Source organism: Nocardia sp. NPDC050799 (assembly GCF_040654015.1).
Taxonomy (GTDB): Bacteria; Actinomycetota; Actinomycetes; order Mycobacteriales; family Mycobacteriaceae; genus Nocardia.
Genome location: NZ_JBFAHF010000053.1, coordinates 1 through 24,286 on the forward strand (window position 1 = coordinate 1; position 24,286 = coordinate 24,286).

Annotated in this window: 11 protein-coding genes; 5 read left to right on the forward strand and 6 right to left on the reverse strand. The window is 64.4% G+C overall.

Annotated elements, in window-relative coordinates:
* The 6 genes from AB0H42_RS32960 to AB0H42_RS32985 all read right to left on the reverse strand — a co-directional run.
* On the reverse strand, positions 1-6,313 hold a 6,313-nt coding region (locus tag AB0H42_RS32960; protein ID WP_357063082.1), incomplete at its 3' end, for an amino acid adenylation domain-containing protein.
* Complete coding sequence (locus AB0H42_RS32965; RefSeq protein WP_357063084.1) at positions 6,310-11,415, reverse strand: amino acid adenylation domain-containing protein; 5,106 nt, start codon at positions 11,413-11,415, stop codon at positions 6,310-6,312. The genes AB0H42_RS32960 and AB0H42_RS32965, both read right to left, overlap by 4 nt.
* A complete protein-coding gene (locus AB0H42_RS32970; protein WP_357063085.1) occupies positions 11,412-12,332 on the reverse strand; it encodes an asparaginase domain-containing protein in 921 nt (306 codons plus the stop codon). Before AB0H42_RS32970 ends, AB0H42_RS32965 begins: the two co-directional genes overlap by 4 nt.
* A 140-nt stretch (positions 12,333-12,472) precedes the next feature.
* Entirely contained in the window at positions 12,473-13,912 is a 1,440-nt protein-coding gene (locus tag AB0H42_RS32975; protein WP_357063086.1) for a hypothetical protein, read from the reverse strand.
* A gap of 264 nt (positions 13,913-14,176) precedes the next feature.
* Positions 14,177-15,055, reverse strand: a complete 879-nt coding sequence (locus AB0H42_RS32980) for a phosphotransferase (protein ID WP_357063088.1) — start codon at positions 15,053-15,055, stop codon at positions 14,177-14,179.
* A complete protein-coding gene (locus AB0H42_RS32985; RefSeq protein WP_357063090.1) occupies positions 15,052-16,263 on the reverse strand; it encodes a helix-turn-helix transcriptional regulator in 1,212 nt (403 codons plus the stop codon). Before AB0H42_RS32985 ends, AB0H42_RS32980 begins: the two co-directional genes overlap by 4 nt.
* 375 nt (positions 16,264-16,638) lie before the next feature.
* Between AB0H42_RS32985 and AB0H42_RS32990 the strand changes: the two genes are divergently transcribed.
* From AB0H42_RS32990 to AB0H42_RS33010, 5 genes are all read left to right on the forward strand, one after another.
* Complete coding sequence (locus tag AB0H42_RS32990) at positions 16,639-17,952, forward strand: hypothetical protein (RefSeq protein WP_357063091.1); 1,314 nt, start codon at positions 16,639-16,641, stop codon at positions 17,950-17,952.
* Positions 17,953-18,119: 167 nt separating this feature from the next.
* Positions 18,120-19,346 carry an SAM-dependent methyltransferase gene (locus AB0H42_RS32995; RefSeq protein WP_357063092.1) on the forward strand — a complete coding sequence of 409 codons (1,227 nt, stop codon included), beginning with the start codon at positions 18,120-18,122 and terminating at the stop codon, positions 19,344-19,346.
* Between the two features lie 51 nt (positions 19,347-19,397).
* A complete protein-coding gene (locus AB0H42_RS33000; RefSeq protein ID WP_357063093.1) occupies positions 19,398-20,642 on the forward strand; it encodes a cytochrome P450 in 1,245 nt (414 codons plus the stop codon).
* 56 nt (positions 20,643-20,698) lie between these two features.
* Positions 20,699-21,988: a cytochrome P450 gene (locus AB0H42_RS33005; protein WP_357063095.1), complete on the forward strand. Its 1,290-nt coding sequence runs from the start codon at positions 20,699-20,701 to the stop codon at positions 21,986-21,988.
* 69 nt (positions 21,989-22,057) lie between these two features.
* The gene (locus AB0H42_RS33010) at positions 22,058-23,869 is read left to right on the forward strand and encodes a hypothetical protein (RefSeq protein ID WP_357063096.1); all 1,812 of its coding nucleotides are present in this window, start codon (positions 22,058-22,060) and stop codon (positions 23,867-23,869) included.
* The last annotated feature ends 417 nt before the right edge of the window (positions 23,870-24,286 follow it).

A 24,286-nucleotide genomic window follows, 5' to 3' on the forward strand; every position in this document is an offset into this window, starting at 1 on the left:
CGAGGACGGCGGTGAGCGCGACGGTCAGGGCCGCGCGGTCCAGTGGTTGGCGGGCCCGCAGCAGAATCGAATGATTGAAATGGTGAGGGTTGTCGTTTCTCGACGCCAGGTACCGCTGCTGGATGGGGCTGAGCAGAACTTCGCCGTTGCCGTCGCCTGTTGGTGGTACGACGACACCGTCGATGCGGGCCAGCTCGTCGCTGGATATCTGTTCGGCGAGGCTGCCGATGGTGGGGAACTGGAGGATCAGCTGCGGGGTGACCGCGAGGCCTTCCTGACGTGCCTTGCCGACTACCAGGAGGCTCAGGATGGAGTCCCCGCCGAGTTCGTAGAAGTTGTCGTTGGTGCCGATGGCGTCGATGTGCAGCACCTCGGCCCAGATCCGGGCCAGCAGCTTCTCCGGGGCAGTGGTGGGTGCGATGTAGTCGATATCGACGTGGGAGCGTCCTTCGGGCGCGGGCAGGGCCGCGCGATCGAGCTTGCCGTTCGCAGTCAGGGGAATCGCGGCGAGTTCGATGAATATCGATGGGACCATGTAGTCGGGGAGGCAGGCAGACAAGTCTTTCCGTAACAAACCCGCAGTGACTGGTTGAGCTGTGTCGGCGACGTAGTAGCCGACCAGGCGCAGTCCGCCGCGACTGGTGCCGTGACCGGTCACTGCGCAGTCGGTGATCCCGGGTATGGCGGCCAGGTGGGCCTGCACTTCACCCAACTCCACGCGGTGGCCACGGATTTTGACCTGATCATCCATCCGGCCGAGGAATTCGAGGCTGCCGTCTGGGCGGTGCCGTGCGAGGTCGCCAGTGCGGTAAAGGCGGGCGCCGCGAGTCGCGGTGAACGGGTCGGCGACAAAGTGTTGCGCCGTCAGTGCGGGGCGCCCCAGATAGCCTCGAGCTACCCCTGTGCCACCGAGGTACAGCTCCCCAGCCACCCCTACCGCTACCGGCTCCATCGACCTGTCCAACACGTACACGGTGGTGTTCCACAGTGGGCGCCCGATTGGCACCGGATTGTGTTCGGTGTCGACGCAGTGATGTGCGGTGACATCGATGGCGGCCTCGGTCGGCCCGTACAGGTTGTGCACGGTGCCGCCGAAATGAGTACGGGCTGCGTTCGCCACCGCGGCTGGTAGGGCTTCGCCGCTGCAGATGACGTGGCGTAGTGCCGGGGCCGCCGGAGGCTGGTGGTCGAGGAAGGAGTGCAGCATCGTCGGCACGAAGTGCACGGTCGTGATCCGCTGCGAGGCCATTGCGCGGGCGAGGTAGTGCGGGTCGCGTTGCCCGCCAGGACGGGCCATATGCGTGCGTGCACCGACCAGCAATGGTGCCAGAATTTCCCAGACCGAGACGTCGAAACCGAACGATGTCTTCTGCAATACCACATCCGTCGCGTCCAACCCGAGATGATCGCGCATCCACTGCAACCGGTTCAACAGGCCACGGTGCTCGTTTACGACGCCTTTGGGGCGGCCGGTCGAACCTGATGTATAGATGACGTACGCCGAATCTCTCGGCCTGGGTCCGGGCAGAGCTTGATCGGTACGGGCAGCGGCGTGCAATATACTGGGCCAGTCGTTGTCGATAGCGAAGGCCGTGGTCGACCAGGGTTCGGGCAGTGTCGAACGCAGTGGTTCATGGGTCAGGACGTGCTGTGCCGCGGTGTCGCGGAGCATGTACGTGAGCCGGGCCGTTGGATAGGCCGGGTCGAGCGGGAGATAGGCACCACCTGCTTTCAACACCGCAATCACGGCGACCGTCATGTCTGTACCACGATCGAGGCATATCCCGACGACCGACTCGCGATCGACGCCCCGCGACCGCAGAAATCGAGCCAACGCTTCCGAACGCTCGTCGAGTTCGGCGTAGGTCAATGAGCCCGACTCGTCGGTACTGACTGCGTGCGCCTGCGGGGTCGCTTCGACCTGGGCCCGGAACAGATCCACCACCGTCCGGTCATCGACCGCGACGGCCGGGCCGTTCCACGCGTGCAGGACGAGTTCGTGTTCTGAGTCCGGAAGTTTCTGCACTGCGCGGATATTGATTCCTGGATCGGTCACTACCCGCCGAACAGCGGTAACGAAATGCTGCGCAAGCCGCTCGATAGTGTCCTGGTCGAACAACGCGGTCGCGTAGACGAACTTCAACTGGAGCCGGCCTTCGGCATCGATCCAGACCTGGAAGTTCAGATCGGCCGGGGCATCCTCGTCGAGTTCGAGTTCGGCCACTGCGGCGGCGCCGAGGGTGAGTTGAGCGGCGGGGTCGGTCTCAGGGCCACCGAGGAATGCGAAAAGCAATTGGAAGATCGGGTTGCGGGACGGATCACGGGTGACATCAAGTGCTCGAACCAACTCCTCAAACGGCATATCCTGATGACGTAGTGCCTGCAGGACGGTATCTTTCACCGAGCCCAACAGTTTCCGGAAGGTCTGGTCGGGCATGACCTGTGTGCGCAGGACGACGGTGTTGACGAACAGGCCGACCAGGTCTTCCCATTCCCGCCGGGCGCGGCCGGACACGGGTGTGCCCAACACGACTTCCGGACCGTCGGTGCGGGCGGCGACCACGGCGCTGTAGATCGACAGCAGGAACACGAACGGTGTCACAGCCTCCTGTCGTGCTCTGGTCAACACCTGTTGGGTGAGGTCTGCGTCCACGCTCAGTCGAAGGCCACGGCCCGCATGGCTGTATATGCGCGGTCGAAGACGATCGGTCGGCAGTTCAGTCGGCACCAGGCCGTCCAGTTGTTCCCGCCAGTAGGTGGTGGCCTGCTCGCGTGAGGCTGTCCATTGTTCGCGTTGCCAGGAAGCGAAGTCGGTGTACTGCCACATCGCCGAGGTATCGACGCGGGGGCGCTCACCGCGCAGGGATTGTTGGTAAGCGGTTGAGAGGTCCTTGCAGAGCACCGCGGTGGACCAGCCGTCGGTGACGGCGTGGTGAAGCGACATGACCAGCACGCCGTCATCGGGGCCGAGCTCGATCCAGCCGAATCGACAGAGTGGCCCCTCGGCCAGGTCGAACGGCTGTCCGGCGAAGTCCTGTGCCCATCGAATAGCCCATGACCACCGGTCTTGCCCTGTCTTGCCCACCGCACGGACCAGGCGTGTGTCGGAGCTGGAGATGTTGTCCAACAGCTGAGCCGTGACTCCGTGGTCGTCCGAGCGCAGTACGGTCCGCAGAACATGGTGCCGATCCACCACCGCGCGTATGGCATCCCGCAGAGCACCAACATTTACCGCGCCGGTCACGCGCAACGCCAATGGCACCACATACGCCGAACCCGCACCCAACTGGTCCAGGAACCACATCCGCTCCTGTGCGAAGGACACCACCATCGCTGCCGGCCCCGATATATCCCGTGTCCTCGGTACCGGGAGTGTCGTCATGTCCGAATGGGTGGCAGGACCTGCTGTTCTGTTGGGTTCGGGCTCACAGGGGCCGCTGGTGTGTTTCTGATGCGGATCGGCGAGCTCGCGGGCATAGTCGGAAATGGTGTCCGCTTCGAGCAGACGACCTGTATGCGGTGATGTGCCGAACAGTTCTCGAACACGGCTGGTGACCTGGAGCGCGAGCAGGGAATTGCCGCCCATCTCAGTGAAGCTGTGGGCGCTGTCGATCTCGTCGGCATCGAGCACATCCAGCAGGATCGAGCGAAGATCCGGCGGCAGCAGGTCGCTTGGTCGGGCGCTGGTGCGGGCAGTGGGTATGCGTTGTCGAGGTGCCGGTTCACTCGGTACGTGCGTGGGCTGGTGATCCGCGGTGTGACCGGTGAGCGTCGGGGGTTGGATCCAGAGGTGTTCCGAGGTGAAGGACCGGGCGGGAAGGGGAAACGAGGACCGGTGGGCCGACACGGCCGGGCTCTCGACCAGGCCAGCCTCCCACAGTCTGTCGAGCCCCTGGGCGACAGTAGTGGTTTCGTCGCCGGCTTGGCCCGTGGTGTCCAGCGCGAGGACGCGAAGGCCAGGACTCGCAGCCGATCCGAGTAGATCGGTGAGGGTGTGTCCCGGGCCGACGTCGATCACGATCGCGGGTGGCCCCGATGACAGGCGGTCGATGACGGTGTCGAACCGCACCGGACGCTGCGCATGCACGGACCAGTAGTCGGGTGGCAACCTGTCGCCGGAGCGGTAGATCCGGCCGTCGACGCTGCTGAGTACCGCGATGTCGCGGATCCTCATTCCGAGTGGAGAAGCCGCGTCTAGCAGCTGTGGGCCCGCCGTGGCGACTGCGCGGGAGTGGAACGCGTAGGGAGATCGCAACCGTACACACCGAATCCCGCGCTGCGCGGCGTCCTGTTCGAAACCGATGATTTGTGGGGATGGGCCTGAGACCACGACCTGACCGCTCCCGTTCACTGCGGCTATGTCGAGGTCGGCGCCGAGCATCGATTCCACCGTTGACACGTCGGCGAGAACCGCAGTCATGGCGCCTCGCGCTACCGAGTCGAGGAGTTCGCCCCGCCGACAAACGAAGTCGAGACCCGTTGCAGCAGTGAAAACGCCGGCTGTCGCCATGGCGGCAAGTTCGCCGACACTATGACCGACCACCATTGAAGGAACGACACCATGGGTGCGGAGTGTGGCGGCCAGACCGATGCCGATGAGGTACAGAGCGGCTTGCTCGTAGCGTTCAGGCAGGTCGTGATCTCCGGCAAAGTAGCCCGACAGCACTGCGGCGGCAGGATGGCTCGCCGAGCCGATAGTGGCGCGGACCGTGGAGCCGAATGTCGGGTCGGTGAGGTACAACCCGCGTCCGTTGCTCGGCTCGAACGAACCTTGCCCAGGAAACATCAACACCACGTTCGTCGCGTCAGCGACAACCGAGTGAGCACGTACATGACGCAACCGGTCGACGACCTGCCCTGTGGACGTGCGGACCGCGGCTCGCCACGACAAGGCGGGAAGCCAGGCGGACGCGTCGGTCAAAGCGCGCAGGTGATCTGGATGTCGTTGAAGGTGTTCGCCGATTCGGCGTGCTGTGCTCTGAACCGCCGCCGCCGAGCTACCCGACAGATACAGGCTGCCCGGCTCCGTTGTGCCCGGAAGCCTGGAGAGCGCCGAGTGGTCCGGTCGCGTTGCCGCGACGATGAGGTGGCAGTTGGATCCGCCGAAGCCCAGGGAGCTGACCGCTGCGGCGCGGTGCTCGAGTTCGAAGGGTCGTGACGTATCGGCGAAGCGCAGCCTGTCCCCAAGATCGAGATCGGGGTTGAGGTTGTCGATGGGATGCGATGGTGGGATCAGGTCGGCTGACACAGCCAGCACGGTCTTGATCAGCCCGGCGATGCCGGCGGCGGCGTCGAGGTGACCGATGTGGGCTTTCACGGCACCGAGGTAACAGGGCGGGCCATCGGCGTCGCCGTACACCTCGCGCAAGGCCTGGGCCTCGACGGGGTCACCGGTGCGGGTACCTGTTCCATGCGTTTCGACGTACTCGATGTCACTTGCTTTCAGGCCGGATAGTTCGAGGGCCTCTGTGATGGCCCGGAACTGGCCCTGTGCTGAGGGCGCGGTGAACGACGCACGGTGTGACCCGTCGTTATTCACCGCGCTGCCGGCGATGACGGCGTACACGCGGTCACCGTCATCGAGGGCCGATTGGAGCCGTTTGAGGACGACGACACCGCCGCCGCTGCCTGGCACAGTGCCGTCGGCGGCTGCGTCGAACGGCCGGCATATCCCGGTTCGGGACATTAGCCCGTCCACTGCGGAGTACGGGGCCGTTTCGTCGAGATCCACTGTGGCACCGCCGGCGACGGCGAGGTCGCACTCGTAGGACAGCAGCGACCCGACCGCTGTGTGAACTGCGGTCAGCGAGCTGGAGCAGGCTGACTGGATCAGCATGCTAGGGCCGATGAACCCGAACAGGTGCGACAGCTTCATGGGGAAGAAGTCGCGTTGGGAATTGAGGGAGATCAGTTGGGTGCCGTACCGGTGGACGGTGTCGCGGTCGGCCTTCAACCTTTCGTAGTAGTCGCTGTTGCCCGCTGACACGAACACCCCGCACGCGAGACTTCCCGAGCGCGGATCCAGACCCGCGTCTTCCAGTGCCGACCACGTAGACCGCAACAGCAACCGCAGCTGTGGATCGAGTAGGCGCAGTTCCTGCCGGGCAAGCGTGGGGAATAGATGCGGGTCGAACGTGTCGAGGGTCTGACCAATACGGCCGCGTGCCGCGACCTTCGTCAGGTCACAGTCGTCTGTCCAGCGAGTGATGCAGTCCGCGCCGTCGACGAGGTTGTCCCAGTATGCGGCGATGTCGGGGGCGCCGGGGAACGCGCCACCGAGGCCCACAACGGCGACGTGATTGTCTTCGTTCACTTCCTGGGCCTCCTGGCCTGCCTGCGTTGCCGTGCGCGTTGTCGACTCGCTTCGCGGTTGTTGCCGAGTCGGTCATCACCCGCCGACGTGGCATGGGCCAACCGGGACAGCGTCGAGTGCTGAAACATGTCGGAGACCTCGAGGTTCAACCCGGCCTGGACGGCGCGTTCCACCACGGTGACGATGAGAATGGAGTCACCGCCTAGCGCGAAGAAGTTGTCGTTGGTGCCGACGGCATCGATGTGCAGCACTTCGGACCAGATCCGGGCCAGCAGCTTCTCGTCCTCGGTGCTGGGTGCGAGGTAGTCGATGCCGCTATGAGCCCGGCCCTCGGGTGCGGGCAAGGCCGCAGGGTCGATCTTGCCGTTGACGGTCAACGGGATCGATTCGAGTTCGATCAATACCGACGGCAGGGCGTAGTCGGGCAGCACCGCCGCGAGCTGAGCGCGGATATCCCGGTCATCGACAGAACCACCGCTGTGCGCGGCTGGTGCAGGAACCTCCGAGGGGTGTTTGTCGACGACGTAGTAGCCGACCAGGCGCTGTCCGACCTGACTGTCGGAGTGGACGGTCACCGCGCACGCGGCGATACCGGGTACGGCGGCCAGGTGGGTCTGCACTTCCCCCAATTCCACTCGGTGACCGCGGATTTTTACTTGATCGTCCACCCGCCCGAGGAACTGAAGGCTGCCGTCGGACAGGTAGCGAACCAGGTCCCCCGTGCGGTACAGGCGGGCACCGGGTGAGGTCGCGAACGGGTCGGGAACGAACCGTGCCGCAGTCAACCCGGGACGACCGACATAACCGCGGGCTACCGCTACTCCGCCCAGAAACAGCTCTCCGAGCACTCCCACCCCGACCGGGTCCATGGAGCGGTTCAACACATAGGCCGTGGTGTTCCAGATCGGCCGGCCGATCGGCATCGGATCGTGTTCGAAGTCCCCACACCGGTGCGCGGTGACATCGATGGCCGCCTCGGTCGGCCCGTACAGATTGTGCACAATGCCACCGAAGTAGCTGTTCGCCCATGCGGCGAGGGCGGTGGGAAGGGCTTCCCCGCTGCAGACGACACGGCGCAGAGTGGGAACCTGCCCGGTGCGCCGATGAAGAAACACTCTCAACATGGCGGGCACGAAGTGCACCGTCGTTACGCGCTGGGACACCATCGTCTGCGCAAGGTACTGCGGGTCGCGGTGACCACCTGGTCGCGCCATGTGCAAACGAGCACCGACCAATAGAGGGCACAGGATCTCCCACACCGAGACGTCGAAACTGAACGACGTCTTCTGCAACACCACATCGGTCGAGTCCAACCCGAAATAGTCTCCCATCCACAACAACCGATTCACCAATGCGCGGTGGTTGCTGACGACGCCTTTGGGCTGGCCGGTCGACCCCGAGGTGTAGATGACGTAAGCCGCGTCCGACGGCCCAGGCTCGCACCGAGCTCGGTCGGTGTAATCCGGCGCGACCGTGCTCCCGAACTGGTCGGCATCGACAGCGTCATCGCTCCACGGCTGCGGCAATCGCGCCCGCAAACTCGAATTTGTCACGACCAGGATGGCGGCGGAGTCCCGCAACATGAACGCCAACCGATGAATGGGGTAGTCCGGGTCCAACGGCATATACGCCGCACCCGCCTTCAACACCGCCAGCAGTGCGGCCACCATGTGGCTACCTCGGCCGAGGCAGATGCCGACGATCGACCCACGGCCCACACCTCGCGATCGTAGGACGCGAGATAGCATCTCCGAAACCCCGTCGAGTTCGGCGTAGGTCAAAGAGCCGGAACTGTCGGTGCTGACCGCGCAGGCCGTCGGGGTCGCCGCGACTTGTGCCCGAAACAAGTCCACTACCGTCCGATCGGCGACGGCAGCGGTGGTGCGGTTCCACGCACGCAATACCAGCTCCCGCTCCGAGTCCGGAAGTGCCTGCAAAGCAGCCACATCTATCGCCGGATCGGCGACCGCTCGACGCAACGAAGTGATGAAGTGATCCGCGAACCGGGCAATGGTGTCGTGTTCGAACAAGGCGGTCGCGTAGATGAACTTCATCTGGAAGCTGCCGGTGGTGTCCAACCAGATCTGGAGGTTCAGATCGACCTGGGCGCCTTCGTCTAGTTCCAGTTCGGTGACCGAACTCGACCCCAACGCGAGTTGTCCAGCCGGGTCGGTACCTTGTCCGCCCAGGAAGGTGAACATGAGCCCGAATAGCGGGTTGCGGGACGGATCACGGCTGACATCAAGTGCTCGCACCAGTTCGTCGAAGGGCAACTCCTGATGCTGTAGTGCCTGCAGCACGGTGTCTTTCACTGATGTCAACAGCTCACGAAACGGGGCATGCGGATGCAGGTGGGTTCGTAGTACGACAGTGTTTACGAATAGCCCGACCAGGTTTTCCCATTCCCGTCGCGTGCGTCCCGACACCGGTGTACCCAGTACCACCTCATTGGCACCGGTTCGCGCGGCGATCACGGCGCAGTAGGCCGACAGTAGAAACACGAACGGTGTCACCGCTTCTCGACTTGAGCGCTCCAATACTTGCCTGGATAGGTCAGGATCGATACTCGTCCGAAGGGTTCGCCCCGCGAACTGTTGAACCCGCGGTCGCGGGCGGTCGGTGGGGAGCTCCGTCGTGGGCAACATCTCCAACTGTCGGCACCAGTAGGCGGCGTCACGTTCCCGTGAATATTCCAGCAGTTCTCGCTGCCAAGAAGCGAAATCCGAGTACTGAAGCAATCCTGCGGAGTCCGGTCTCATATGCGTTGCATCGGCGTGATTCGCATACGCGGATGTCAGGTCACGGCACAGCAGACCCAACGACGAACCGTCGATGACGGCGTGGTGAAAAGACATCACCAGCACTGCGTCGTCGCGGTCGAGCTCGATCCAGCCGAAGCGACACAATGGTCCCTCACCCAGGTTGAACGGCTCGCTGGAGAAATTCTGTGCCCACCGCACGGCCCACGACCACCGCTGCTGCTCTGTTTCGGCCGCCGCGCGCGAAAAGTGCAGCTCAGCAGGATCGACCGTGCCAGGAAGGGACACGAGTTGGTTGTCGTCGAGGCGCAGCACAGTCCGCAGTACGTGATGGCGGTCCACTACCGCGCGAACAGCACGACGGACAGCATCCATGTCCACGGCGCCGGTCACGCGGAACGCTAACGGCACCGCATACGCCGAACCCGCACCCAACCGATCCAAGAACCACATACGCTCCTGCGCGAAGGACGCCACCGTCGACGCCCCGCTCCGACCCTTGCTTGAAAGTACGGGGTTCACTTGTGCAGTGGGGGCTGGCAGACGCGAGGCGAAGCTCCGTAGAGTCACCCGACCGGTGATCAGGTCGTTCCAATCGGTTCGTACGCCGAACATTTCGTCGATCCGTGCTCGGACCGCCATAGCGGTCAGCGAGTCCCCACCGAGTTCGACGAAGGTGTCCTGGGCTCCGACGGCGCCGACGGCGAGGGTTTCGGCCCAGATTCGGGCCAAAAGCCTTTCGGATTCGGTGGCAGGTTCGACGTAGTGTGCGCGCCGGTAAGAATGGTCCTGCGGAGCAGGCAGCGCTGAGCGGTCGATCTTTCCGTTGAGAGTCAGCGGGAGGCCATCCAGCTCGATCAGCACAGACGGCACCGCGTAATCGGGCAACAGCGCTGTGAGCTGAGCACGTAGGTAGACCGCATCCACACGATCGGCGGGTCCGTGGGCCGTGATTGTCGTTGGTCGAGCCGCAGTTTCGTCCGTCACGTAGTAACCGACCAGTTGGCGTCCGCCGCGGCCGTCATCGCGGGCGGTCACCGCGCACTCGGTCACCCCAGGTACCGCCGCCAGACTTGCCTCTACCTCTCCGAGTTCCACACGGTAACCACGGATCTTGACCTGATCGTCTATTCGTCCCAGGAATTCGAGGTCACCGTTCGGCAGCACACGAGCACGATCCCCCGTGCGATACAACCGGGCTCCGGGAACCTGTCCAAAGGGATCGGGAACAAACCGCTCCGCCGTCAACCGTGCCCGCCCCAGGTAACCGCGAGCCACACCCGCTCCAGCCAAGAACACCTCGCCCGGCACTCCGGCGCCGACCGGCTTCATTGCCCCGTCCAACAGGTGCAGCCGTGCATCCCCGACACACACGCCGAGAGGAACGTGGGTCAGGTCCAGGTCGGGATCGGGAAGTTCCTCCTCCTCGAGCAACGAACTGGTGATCGTTGCCTCGGTGAGTCCATAGGCGAAAATCGTCCGTGCACACGGCGGCCGGACCTGTCTCCAGGTGCGTGCGGCCAGGATCGGCACTGCCTCGCTGCCTACCACGACCAGGCGAGCGTAGTCCGGCAGCCGAACCTCCCCCCGCTCGCTCGCCGCGACCAGGTGCAGCCAGACTGCAGTCGGAATGTTCACTGCGGTGCAGCGGTGTTGTTCCACGATCGCGACCAGGGCTTTGGCCGCGAGTTCGGCTCGGTCGATCCTGACGATCACCCCGCCCGCCGCCGCGGTCGGCAGCGTCTCCTCGAGAAAGACGTCGAAGGACACGTTGGCGATCGACAGGACCCTATCTGTCGATCGTAGGTCGTATGCGCGACCGAGGGCGTCGACGAGCGTGTTGAGGCCGGCGTGGGTGCATTCGACGCCCTTGGGTTGGCCAGTCGAACCGGAGGTGTAGATCACGTAAGCGACGTCGTGAAGGTGTGGGTATCTGCGATGTTCGAGACTCCATCCGTGATCCTCGCGTATGTCCAAGCGCGGATCTACGACCGACGGTATCTCGTCGCTCCATGTGTCTGTGATCAGCAGTGACCCCGGCAATTCCGATCGCAGGACCTGGTCCCGCCGTGCCGACGGGAGCAGGGGGGACACGAGTACCGGCACAGCGCCCACCGCGTGACAGGCAAGAACGTTGATCAATTGGTCGGCGCCGTCGCTGCACGCCACGATGACATACCGTCCAGTGGCTGCCTGCGCCTCCAGCGCACCGGCCTGGATTTCGATGCGTCGAACCAAACCAGCGCGATCGAGATCAAGGGTATCCGAGACAAGAGCGGATGCATCCGGTGCCTGTTCCGCCAGTTGGACAATGCAGTCGAGCACGTAACCAGCCTGGGTCATACAGCCACCGGCAGGTAACGGGACAGACCGTGTCCGAGCAGGAACGCCATCCGTATCCGGGCCTTGTACAGGTCCAACACCGGCTCGATGATCACACCCGCGTGCTCGAGGTCCTCCCACATGTCGGGATAGTGGACGCGATCGATGCCGACTCCTTGTGGCGGACGTGCAACCAGAACAACGGGTTTCGAGGTGGCTATAGCGCACAGATACCTCCTGGCGGTCGGCGGCGCCATCGCCAGTCCGGGTGCCTGCGCGACAAGTGCGTCCGCGCGGAAGTCATCGAGGTGAGCCAGGTAGGGGTCGGTTCCCAGCGCGAGGGTCGAAACCCGAGCCAGTGGAAGGCAAGCGGGAACGCCGGATACGTCCACGTGAACACGGCGATATGCATGAGGTACGACTTCGCCGGCGGCGATAACGGCGACCGGTTCTCCGTGTCGTGCGGCGAACCCATCCATCCGGTGGGGGTCCTCCTTGTAGCAGTCCAGGGCCGAATAGACCTTCGAGCCGATAGCAACGACCGTACCCAGCCCCTCGGTCGAGGTCGAAACTGTCAGCGCCGCAAGCAAATTCGCTGCACCGTCCGTGCTGGTTGACCATCCGGGATGGGTTGCGCCGGTGACAACCAAATCCGCGTTCCCTGTGACCTCCAGCAGGAAGTATGCGAGTTCCTCCAGAGTCGCCGTGCCTGTCGTGATGACCACACGGGTCCCGGCACGCAGTTCTTCCGCGACGGCGGTGGCGATAGCCAGCCAGTTCGCGGAGTCCATCTCCCATGATCCAAGCGAGCAGACCGCGCGGGTCCGGACGGGACGGGCCAAACCCAGTGCCCGCATCAGCTCGGAGCCGTCGAGATGTGTTGATCCGGTCGCGGCTATGGTTCCGCCTGTAGTTACAACGACTACGTCATCGACCATCGGTACCCCCTCGCTCCGTCCGATCGAAGTTCATCTGGCGATGGTATCCAGTAGTACTGACACGGGCACAACAGTTTTCGGCAGGCAACCTCAGCTTGCCGGCCGTGGCGACTCCGCAAGAGGCAGGAGTCGCACCATCACTACGACCGTGGCGCCGACGGCCTGTACCCACTGTTGTGGGCGGTTGTGCCGAGAAGCGCGACAGCCAGGTGGCCGAGCTGAGTGGTGAGGGCCTCCTCGAACGCCAGCGTCCCGTCCGTGGTGCCCGATTTGGCGTGAGTGAGTTCGTGCAGGAGTGTTCCGCAGTACTCCGCTGGATTGTTGAGCCTGTCCCGTCGGATGATGATGCGCTTCTCGGCGGGTTCGTATACTCCAACGATCTCGCGTCCTGCTGTGTTGAGGCGCATGGTCTCGGAGATGAGGATGTCGCGGACCCCGAGCTGGGGCAGTCTGATGTCGGCTGCCTCAATGAGGGGTTTGGTCAGGGCGAAGACCTGACGCTCGCTGATGGTGAGGTCGGTCGGATCGATGAAGGTGAAGCTGAAGCTGTCGTTCCACGAGTCCCGGTAGCGGTCTAGGTCGACAAGGGGGTTGCCGTCGAAGTCGGTCAGGGTGCCGAGGCGGTGAGCGATGTCGTCTGGGACCAGAACCAGCCGGTAGCCCTCGTCGCGTGCGTAGTCGAGCTGCGGGCCGCCGTATTCCAGTTGGTATTGGGAGACGAAGACGACCTTGTCGTGGGTGGCGAGGACTTTGCAGGCGTGGAGGGCGATGTCGTTCCAGGTCAGTTCGTCGTGCATGCGGCCGGTGGTGAACATGGCGAGGTCTTCGGCGAGGCTGTGGGCGACTTCGGCGGTTCGACACTGCTTGAGGATGGCCTTGATGCGATCGGCATAGGCGCTGCGGCCCACGTTGCTGCGCTCACGGTTGAGCGCTTGCCGCAGACCTTTGGTGAGGCTGGTGACGTTGTAGGAGAAAAGGAAGTTCTCCTCCTGCGCTACCAGTAGGCCTTTGACGTAGATGTTGGCCGGTGCTCGTCGCCTCGGTTTGGCGAGAACCTGACCGTAGTTGGTCTCCTCGAGCAGCTTGTCACCGCTGTAGCGCAGGAAGAACTGCTTGGCCTCCTCGATATCTCGGTCCCCGACACCGCGCAGCGTCGCCGTGGTCCCTACTCGGCGCGGCTGGCTGGGAGGGTGGACCGCAGCATGCAGGGTGGTGATGTCGGTGAAGCCGCCCTTTGGGCGCACTACAGTGGTGATGTCGGCATGGGGGGAGCTGATCGTCACATCGATCCCACGACGATGGAACACCGCGAGTGCGTCCTTCAGCCCCATTCCAAACTGGCCGATCACATCACGATGCCGGCGCTTCTCGGTGTTCTCCTTCTGTGTCAGGTGCTGGTAGCGCAGCCCGCGCCCGAAGTCACTGATCTCCCACACGCCCTCAGTGATCTTGCGGATCGTGGGGTCGTCGGTAGCGGTGATGGCCTGTTCGTCGAGTGCGTTGGCGATGATCTCGCGGATCGCGAACCCTATCGGCCAGTGTTCGAGCACCTTCTCGATGTTCAGGTCGAAGTAGTCCACGGATGAACGAGGCGATGTCACGACCAGACCCCCTGAATGAAACATATTGTATGCGCGATCGCTGCCGCAGCCGCCCAACAGACTGCGGACCGCCACACCTCAAGCTGAATCCTGGCGGGCTGAGTGGACACTGTTGGCGTCGTGGGCCTGAAACCGAGGTGTAGATAAAATACCCATTCTCCAGGTTGGGTGAACAGCAGACTCTCGACGTACTTGCGCTGGCAAGACCCCGACCACGTTGGTCGGTGTTACGAGTGCCTGTTCCTATGCACTGACCCAGCGCGCAGGCGTTGCCGGGTTCTGCAGGCTCTGGATCCGGGTCATGAGTTCTGTGTGGGCGCGTGCGTCACCGCGTTGCGCGCGGCGGATGTAACTGGTGAGGGTGTGTAGATCACGCATGCGGACCAGGGCATCGAAAAGGGGCTGGTCGCGCGGATCGTATGCGTATGCGCGCAGGAACGCGTCGATTTCCTCTTCCCGGATACCGAATCGTCTGGCTTGCACCGTGTTGGCGAGGTCCAGCTCACGTGGAGCGATCGAGGTCTCGTCCCAATCGCCGAGAAGGACCTTGTTGCCGGTCCAGAGAGTGTTGCCGGCGTAGGCGTCACCGTGGACCATGCCCCGCCCGAGGACGGTGGGCAGGGTCCGATACTCGGTGACCAGCTGCTCGGCTTGCCTGCTCAGCCAATGCCGATCTGCTGCGGTCAGTACCTTCGGCGTGATATCGGCCGTGGCGAGGATGCTGACGAGGCCGACCAGTGGCTCGTATTCGGGCAGTGGGAAGGGCGGCGCTGGGAGAGTGTGGAGATGCTGGAGGATCTCGCCGAGGTGTCGTGGCGAGGGTCGGTCGATGCGGTGCTGCGGGTAGTAGATCCAGAACGTGACCGTCGAACCAGCGGCATCAACCGCATGGTCGAGGGCTGGTTCGGTGACTGGCAGGTTGTGGTCGGCGAGCCAGCGCGTGATAGTGATCGAGGCTTTCGCGCGGAGTCCTGCGTGGTCGTTGCCGTTTATCCGGGCCACGACGCCGGCCGAAGGCAGGAGATAGACAATGTTGCTGTGTGCGTGAAGCAGTTCGGCGTCATCGGCGCGGAGGCCGACCAGTTCGCACGCTGTGAACAGGATATCGCGGGTGGATGTCATCCCAGGTGCCGGGACGAGGTAAGCATGCTGATCTCCTCGCTGAACTCGATGGTGATCGGGTCGTTGGCATAGTGGGTGCTCGATAGGGCGGTGTCAACCGCACGCAGACCGTCTGTGATGGGTTGGATGCGTTGCTCGCTGGGTAGCTTGAGCACCGGTGCCAGGATCTCTTTGGCGCCGTCGAGTTCGCCGGAGTGGATGCGGCCGATTGCGACGTCGGCGCGGGCGAGTGCTTCGTCGCCGTAGGAGCGTTCCGTCGCGGGTCCGGTCTCGTAGGCCGAGATCGCTTCCAGCGCCCACTGTTGGGCGTGATTGTATTCGCCGAGTAGCCGGTGCGTAGATCCGAGGTAATAGGCCATTTTGCTGGGGGGAAACTGCAGTGCGCCGCCGAGCATGGTGAGTTCGTCGTAGGCGGCGGCTTCGGCGGCGTCGATGGTCCGTGCGATGGCGTCGTGGGCGGCGTCCGCGCGTCCGACCCGGGCTGCGCAGCGGGCTTCGATTGCCGCCAGTCGTACCTGTTGCTCGCCGACCGGCGCGATCGACGCGGCCTTGGCCGCGAGGACCATGGCTTCGGCTGGGCGGTTGTTCCACTCCCAGATCAGTGCGCGGGTGCCTCCTGCCCACGCCTGCAGCCCGGGGTGCCGGAGGCTGATCGCGATCGCTTCAGCGGCACGCGCGTGGCGCTCAGCGGCGCGGGGATGACCGAGATTTTCAGTGATATGCGCGAAGAGGTCGATTGTTATGCCACCCAGGAGCACCAACTCACGGGCACGTGCCGGTGCCGGACCAGTCTGCAGGGCCGCGCGGATCTCGCCACGCAGTGCCCGCAGACGATCTACCAGAGGAAGCGGTGTGGCACAGACGAACTGGCGGCCGATCGCGGTGAGTTCGTCCGCGACCTGGGCACTGTCAAGCTGTCCGCTGGCCGCGGTGACCCATTCGGCAAATTCGGCCGATTCCCGGGCCGCCGTAGCCAGATCCATATCGCCGGCGTGGGAGCTTGTGCGCTCGGCAAGCTGAACCAGCCTCCCACAGGCATCGAGGGCAGCGTCGATGCGGGCGGCAATATCCCTTGTCGGCCTGCGGTTTCCGCGTTCGATCCGGCTCAACGCGCTTCGATCGTAGCTGATCAGACGGGCTAAATCATCGGCCGAAAGGCCACGTTCGGCCCTCAGTCGCTTCATTGCTGGACCGAATTCCCCACTCACGAATACCCCTCTGCCCGCTTATCGCTCTGGGGCCGATTTGGGGCCAATAGTTTGGCCCCCAGCTGGCCCCAGCAACCCCTGGTCAAGAACGTCCCTTACCAATCAGCATCGTAACTAGCACCCGGTCGGCGTGCTTGCCTCCACGAATATTCGGCGAGCGGAGGTGTCCAGCCGCGGCGCGACCCGTTCCCCTCACGGAGCTTGCGACCACAGCAGGAGGGAAACACCGCAACCGACCGGGTGCCCGACAGATTGGAGGTAACAGCAAGGTCCCTTGGTGTGTGCGGTGACCAGTGAGCCCACATGGTGCCGATGCGGCAACCGAGTACAGCGCCCGTCATGAGCATCGCCGTTTCCGAGGGAGTGTTCCTCGGTGTGGCAGAGGAGTCGGCACGTCGAAACCGAAGGAGGGACCGTGGCCAATCACGCTGTCGCATCAACAGCTTCGACGCGCTGCCGGATCTGGAATGGGGGTACCGAGATGGTCCGTCGACATTCCCGCCGCCTGTGTCACCACGTCCGCGCCGGAACCCTCGGCGCGGGAGAGCTTGTGAAATCCCTGTGATCGGAGGAATCGTGATGTCTACCAGCACAGCCGACGTGCTCGATGGAGAGAAGGCGCTACGCCACCGGATCACGGTGTTGTCGCGTTCGCTGCGGGAGGTGACCGCTGTCGAGCACATCCAGAAACCGCGGTACGTCGGCTACGACACTGTCCGCGGCGCCGACGGCACCACATACGGCCGCAAGAAGGCGATTTTGATGTCGGGTGGCTGTTCGGTGCCGACCTGCACGATGTGTCCGTTCACCAACTACAACAACTTCGGCCTGCACGGAGCGAACGGTGAGGGACTGCGCGAGCAGGTCGCCACGCTGCTGAGGCGAACCGACGACGAGCCGGACTACAACATGCTCGCCCTCTACAACGACGGGTCGTTCTTCGCCCGCCGCGAGGTGCCGGCCGATGTTCAGCTCGACGTCGCCCGCCGGGTCGCGGCCACCGGCGTGCGCCGCCTGGTCGTCGAAAGCCTGCCGCAGTTCCTCACTGCTGAGACTCTGGCGCCGTTCGTCGAGGCGCTCGGCGACGTGCAGCTCGAGGTGGGGATCGGATTGCAATCGGCGAACCGGCTGGTCCGCGAAACCCTGGTCAATACCCGCATCACCCGCGGGTCGTTCGAGGATGCGGTGGCGTTGATGCAGACGCACAACGTGATCCCCAAGGTGTACTTGATGATCAAACCGCCGTTCCTGACCGACGGCGAGGCCATCACCGACGTGATCTCTTCCACGGAGTACGTGGCGTCGCTCGGGGTGGACGGGGTCACCTTGTGTCCGACGAGGCTGGCGCCGAACACCGTAGCGTGGTGGCTGTACCAGCGCGGGCACTATCGGGCACCGAACCTGTGGACCGTCGTCGACGCTATCCGCGGCGCGCACACCAAGGCAGCGGTGCGGGTGGCGCATATCAATATTCGCGGCACCGATTTCGACTCGGTGTACCCGGACTCCTGCGAACGCTGCGCCAACGCCATTGTCGACGGTCTGGTTTCCTACAGTGTCAGCGGCGACCTTGCCGACCTGCCGAGCACATGCGACTGCCGACCTGACACAGGCGCGACCGATCTCGACCACGACGCCATTCTCGCCCGCACCGCGGCAATCCTCGACGTTTGCGAGGCGATCGCGTGACGCTGCCACCAATCATCCCCGAAACACGCGGACATCCCGAAGCTGCTGAACCGCGAGCCCCGCAACCTGTCTTTATCCAAATCCTGCCACGGCAGAACGGTATCGGCCCGGCCTCGCGTTACGGGAAAAGGTGTGTACGGAAAGCGCTATCGACGGAATGCGGGACGGTGAGGCTCGTCGAACCCGGCACTGGGCATGTCACCTTAGAGATGCCCACAGCGATCGCTGGACCCGGAATCCGGGCCGTGCCCCGGGTGCGAGCAACGCGAGCACTCAGCGCCGCCTGGAAATCGCTGTCCATGAGCTCCTTCCGCCGGCCCCAGCATCCCACTTCTTCGAAATTCAGTAGTACCGACAGCAATGTTCGACGGGTTTCAGCACTCACGGCTCTGGTCTGCCCAATCCTGACGGACTGTGCTGGATACGACGCCAACGCGACGCCCGCAGCAGCTACATTCCGCGCCGGATTCTGCTCAGCCCAGCGATCACTCAATGCCAGGAAGGAGACCAAGGTCTTGCATCCACAACCGATGACCGAATTGCGCGCCCCGGTCGGTGTGGATATCACCCATCCCAGTATCGCCCGGGTCTACGACCACAGCCTGCGTGGTAAGGACAACTATGCCGTCGATCGGGCAGCGTTCGAGACGGTTCTCAATGTCGCGCCCGCCCAGCGGGAGGTGTCGCTGGCGAACCGACGGTGGCTGCACCGGGTGGTCCGGTATCTCGCCGGGCCGGCCGGGATCGATCAGTTTCTCGATATCGGTGCCGGGCTTCCAACGGTGGGCAATATGCATGAGGTTGCTCAACTGGAGAACTCGAAAGCCGTAGTCGTATACGTCGATTACGACCCGCTGTGTGTTGCGCATGGCCGGGTGTTGCTGGAGCGCGGTGACTTCACCCATTACGTGCATGGGGATTTTCTTGAGGCGGGCACGTTGCTGGAGAACCGGGATATCTGCCAGTACTTCGACCCGAACCGCCCTATCGGCGTGCTCGCGGGTGCGGTGCTGCACCACCTCGCCGACGACCTCGCACCTGCCCGGGTGATGCGCGAGCTCATCGATCGGTTGCCGACCGGGTCGTATGTAGCAGTTACCCACTTCTACGACCCAGGCCCGGCGGACCCCGAAGCTCACCGGTTGGCTCGGGAGCTGGAGGAGGCGTTCGTCGGGGGTGTGGGTTCAGGGTGGTACCGCACCGATGAGGAGATCCTCGCATTCTTCGAGGGGCTCGAGTTGCTGCCGCCCGGCCTGGTCGATCTGGACGACTGGTGGCCGCAAGGTCCGGCGAGCCAGCCCGGGGAGCTGGGGGAGTGGTTGCTGGTTGAGCGGACGATGCGCGGGGCGGTCGGGTATAAGCGTCCGCCGTTGCTGTGGTTTTCCCGGGGTTGAGCACGGGTTGTGCTGCTCGATGAAAGATTCTGTGAACAGGGGAGAGTTGTTGTGACGAGGTTTACCGGCCATCGGGTCGATCAGCCGGTGGTGCAGGGGTCGCCGGTCGAGACGGGCACACGGACGGTGCCGTTGTATACGGTCGAGTTTGCTGCGGATCCGGCCCGGTTTTTCCGGGAGTGGCGGGCGGAGTTCGGGTCGCTGGTACCGGTGGAGCTGGCCCCGGGCGTGCCGGCGACTTTGGTGATGGGTCATGAGGACGCATTGCACGTTCTGCAGAACCCGGAGAGGTTCCCGGCCACTCCTTCGGAGCGGCAGAAGAACGTGGGCGTCGAGTGCCCGGTCCTGCCGCTGCTGGCGTCGGCTCCGACTCCTGCCCGGACCTCCGGTGTGGAGCATGCCCGGTTTCGGGGTGCGCATATGGCGGTGCTGGGCCGGGTGGATCAGCATGCGGTGCAGGCGGATGTGGAACGGGACGCGGTTGCGTTGATCAACGGGTTCTGGCATCGCGGTGAGGCGGAGCTGTGTGCGCAGTTCGTTGCCCCGCTGGTCCTGGGCGCGGTCAACCGGCTGGTCGGCGTGCCGGAGGAACTGGCGGGCGAGGTAGCTCACACCGTCCCCGCCCTGGCCGACACCGTGGATATTGCCGCGGCGGTTGCCGGTCGGCGAATGCTGGAGTCGCTGCTGGCTCAGGTCGTGGCGGACAAAACTACCGGTCCGGCCTCCGATATGGCGTCATGGTTGCTGGCCCACGACGCGGGTCTGTCGGAGGCCGAGGCGGTCGCGCAGCTGCTGCTGATCTATGAGATGGCGGTCGAGCCCACGATCGGGTTGATCACGAACGCGGTGGCGTTGATGCTGACCGACGACCGGATGGACGCAGCACTTGGCGGCAGCCTGTCCACCCGCGACCTGCTGGATGCGGTGCTGTTCGACAATCCGCCGTTGGCGCAGTGGTGTGTGCGCTACCCGCAGGTCCCGCAGCTGATTGGCAACGTGTGGCTGCCTGCGCACCAGCCGGTGGTGATCGGTCTCGGGGCCTGTCACCGTGACCCGGCTATCGCTCGCGGTGACCGGCGGGGCAATCGGTCGCATGTTGCGTTCGGTGCCGGGCCGCATGCGTGCCCGGCCAGCGATCTGCCCAGGTTGATTGCCACGGTCGCGATCGACCAGCTCATGGACGCTATCCCGGATATGCGGCCGGTCGGGGAGCTGGTGTGGCGTGCGAGCCCGTTCCATCGGATTTTGACGGCTGTGCCGGTGACGTTCACCCCGGCCAGGCCACTAGCGCACTGAGCTGCTGCTCGCCCCTCTCTTCTTTTGATGCCCTGTGTTGTGAGGAAACGAATTTCATGGTTACCCAGCAGTCACGGCTTGGTCGTGGCGGCCGTTCGATCGAAAAACTCCCGCGGACCAAGCTCTACACTCTTGCGTTCGCGATCGCTCCCTACGCGGCATATGAGCGGATGCGTGGGGGTGGAAATACCTTGGCCCCGGTGGAACTGGCGCCGGGGGTCCCCGCGACGTTGGTGCTCAGCTACCCGACCGCGGTGCGGATCCTCAACGATCCCGAACGGTTTCCGGCCGACCCCAGGGTCTGGCAGAAGAGCCTGGGTGAAGAACATCCGCTGCTGCCGATGCTGCAATGGCGGCCCAACGCACTGCGCTGCGCGGGCAAGGAACACACCCGCTACCGGGACGCGCTCATTCAGGCGACGGCGGCAGTCGATCTGCATGCTGTGCGGGACCGCACGATCCGGGTAGCGGTCTCGTTGATCAACCGGCTCCTCGAGATCGCCGACTACCGCGAGACCGTCGGCCTCTACGTCGTCGAGGTCATCGATCACTACATCACCCCGCTCGTGTTCACGGTCTTGAACGAGGTCGTGGGATGCCCACCCGATATCGGTCAGCGGTTGCGGCGTGCGTTCGCGGCGATGTTCGAGGGCATTGACACCGAAGAAGTCAACGCCGAAGTGGCCTCCGCGCTGGTCGAGCTCCTCGCCCTCAAACACGCTGTGCCGGGCGAGGATATCGCTTCTCGGCTGGTCCACCAGTGCGGTGGGTTGAGTGATGAGGAGCGGATGGCGCAGCTGGTCACCATCTACTCCGCGGGGATCGAGCCGGTGCGTAACCTCATCGCGAACACGATGCGGCGGATGCTGACCGATGCCCGCTACCGCCACGACAACCACAATTTCACGCCGCCGGTCGAGGACGCGGTCGAAGAAACCCTCGCCGACGATCCGCCGATGGCGAATCTGTGCAACTCCTACCCGCGCCAACCTGTGCTGGTCGATGGTGTGTGGTTGCCTGCGCATCAACCTGTCCTGGTCAGTATGGCCGCCTGCAACACCGATCCCGCGATCGTCGGCGACAAGGGCTGGACCGACAACAAATCGCATCTGGCGTTCGGGTCCGGTCCGCACGCCTGTCTGGATATCGCCCGGGGCATGACCAAACAGATCGCGGTTCAGGCCATCGCCCAGTTCTTCGACGCCTTCCCCGAGGCCGAACTCGCCATACCGGCACATGAGGTGGCATGGCGGCCGGGCCCCTTCCACCGTGCACCCGCAGCCGTGCCGGTTGCAGTCCCGTCCACACCTCCGCTGATCATCCCACCGGCACCCATCCGCCGATGACGCCCCGGGGAGCTCGGCTTCCCGACCAGCTCGTCCTACCCGTCCACCACCACGGAAATGAGTTGCGCCATGACAGCAACCACCGCTGCGATCACTGCTCTCGGATACCAGGGAACCGACCCGACCGTCGCCGCGTTGCGGAACTCGATCTACGGCCCGCACCTGGAAACCTACCGCACAGCACGCGAGATCATCCTCGGCCTCGGTGACGTCCCCCAGGACCATATGACAGCGGCCCTGGAGGCCGGTCTCGCACCGGACCTGATGCGGGGAATGCTGGCCGCGGTGGGCATGCCCGCTCAAGATATCGCCGCCGATATCCACCTGCGGGGCGCGCTGTGCGATGCGGCCCATATCGGGGCTCATCATCTGCATGCGGTGTGGACCGGGAATTTCGACCTCGTGATCTGTGCGCTGCTCACTCTGGGCAACGGCAGTGATTATCAGCGGCAATGTTTGGCCGATTTGAACGTCGGTGCCGTACTGGGTGTGTTGGCGTTGACCGAGGCGGCCGGCACCAATGGTGCTGATCAGCAGACCGAGGCGCGCTGGGATCCCGACGCCGGTGGCTTCCGGCTGACGACCCCGCATATCGGCGCAGTGAAGTTCATGCCGAATGTGGCCGATCCGACAGTGCCCAAGATCGTCGTGGTTACCGCACGGCTGCTCGAGTACGACGCGGACCTGGGCGCAGACCGCGACCACGGAGTGCTGGCCTTCCTGGTCCGGCTGCGCACCGAAGAAGCGGGGCTGGCCGAAGGCGTCGAAGTCGTGGCGCTGTCGGCCAAACTCGGGGCAGCGATGGACCACGGCGCGATCCGCTTCAACGGCGCCCTGGTGCCCACAGACGGGCTGCTCACCGGCGACTGGGGCCGCGTCGGGGAAGACGGCCGCTTCCTGTCTGATGTCAAGGTCCGCCAGCGGTTCCATCGCACGATCAGGCCATTGCAGGGTGGGCGCCTGGACCTGTCGACCTCCTCCCAGGCCAGCGTCCTCGCTGTGGTCGCAGGCATGGTGAACCACAAGGCGCAGCGACCACACGGTGACAGCGACGACGTGCTGCGCGACCTGGCCACCGTGGCAGCACACGCCTATGCCGGCTCGGTGCTGGGCCGGTTGGTCCGCGATATGGCGGCCCGGTCCGCGGACTTGACCGCGCTGTGGTTCATGGTGGTCAAACCGACCCTGACCGCGGGGGCGGAGCAGATCCTGCTCACCTGCCGCCGCCTCGCCGGAGCCCAAGGACACTTGCGCATCAACTACATCCCGGACTCGCTGGCCAACGTAGCCTGCGCCGGTACTGCCGAGGGCGACAACCGGGTCCTGCTGATCGCCGCGGGGCGGGTGGGGCCAACGTTGAGCCTGCTGACCCTGGAGGGCACCCCCGCAGAGCGGCCGTGGTGGCTGGAGCGGATCGTCGAGCGCGAGGAGATCCTGGGCACCGACCTGTATATCGCGCTCGGTGCAGACCAGTTCGAACCAGACGGTCTCGCGCTGGGCCGGGACTCGGCCCAGGTCGACCTGGCACAGACGACCGGAGCGCGGCTGATGGTGATGGCCGCGCTCATCGCCGCAGAGTCGATGACCGACCCGGACGGTGCCGCCCTGGCACGCTCGGCCGCGGCGGTGGTGGCGCTGCAATATCTTTACGATCACAGCGGCTGGTACAACGCCCACGAGTTGCAAACCCCGCAACAAGCCCAACAGGTCCTCACCGAGCTGCGGGAACACCGTCTCGCCCTGGCCGATCACCTGCCGGTATTCGTGGCAGGCTTCGACATCCCTGTGTTGCCCGGCGCCCCGATCTTCGCACCGGATTACCTGGAATCGGTGGCGGACTGGACCGGGTGGGGCGTCGACAGCTTCCCTCGACGGCGGTGAACCCGGCCGCGGGGGGCGTGCGTGCCGCGACGCGGGACTTGTGGCGGTTACGTCACAGTGACTGCGCCAGTGGCGATATCGGGTTCGGGTCGCTGGGGGAGGCGCTGTTCGTGTGCAGCGAGCACGGCGGGCACGGGCCACTGTGTCGGCAATGGCTGGCGTCGGACGCCTACCTCGCCGGGTGCAGAAACGACGACTACGAGTAGCACCTTGTTTCTTGTCTTGGAGGTCTCTGTGTCATCCCCTCAGTTCACGCTGCTGCGGGCCGGGCTGTCCTCTGTGCTGTCCAATGCAGTTCGTATCGCCTGGAACGGCTGGCCTGAGACTCGTGCTCGGTAATGATCCTGAATTCGCTGGCCATGCACCGACTCCTGCGCCACCCCTACCCGAGACTGCCCGAACCTGCCGTCTACTCCA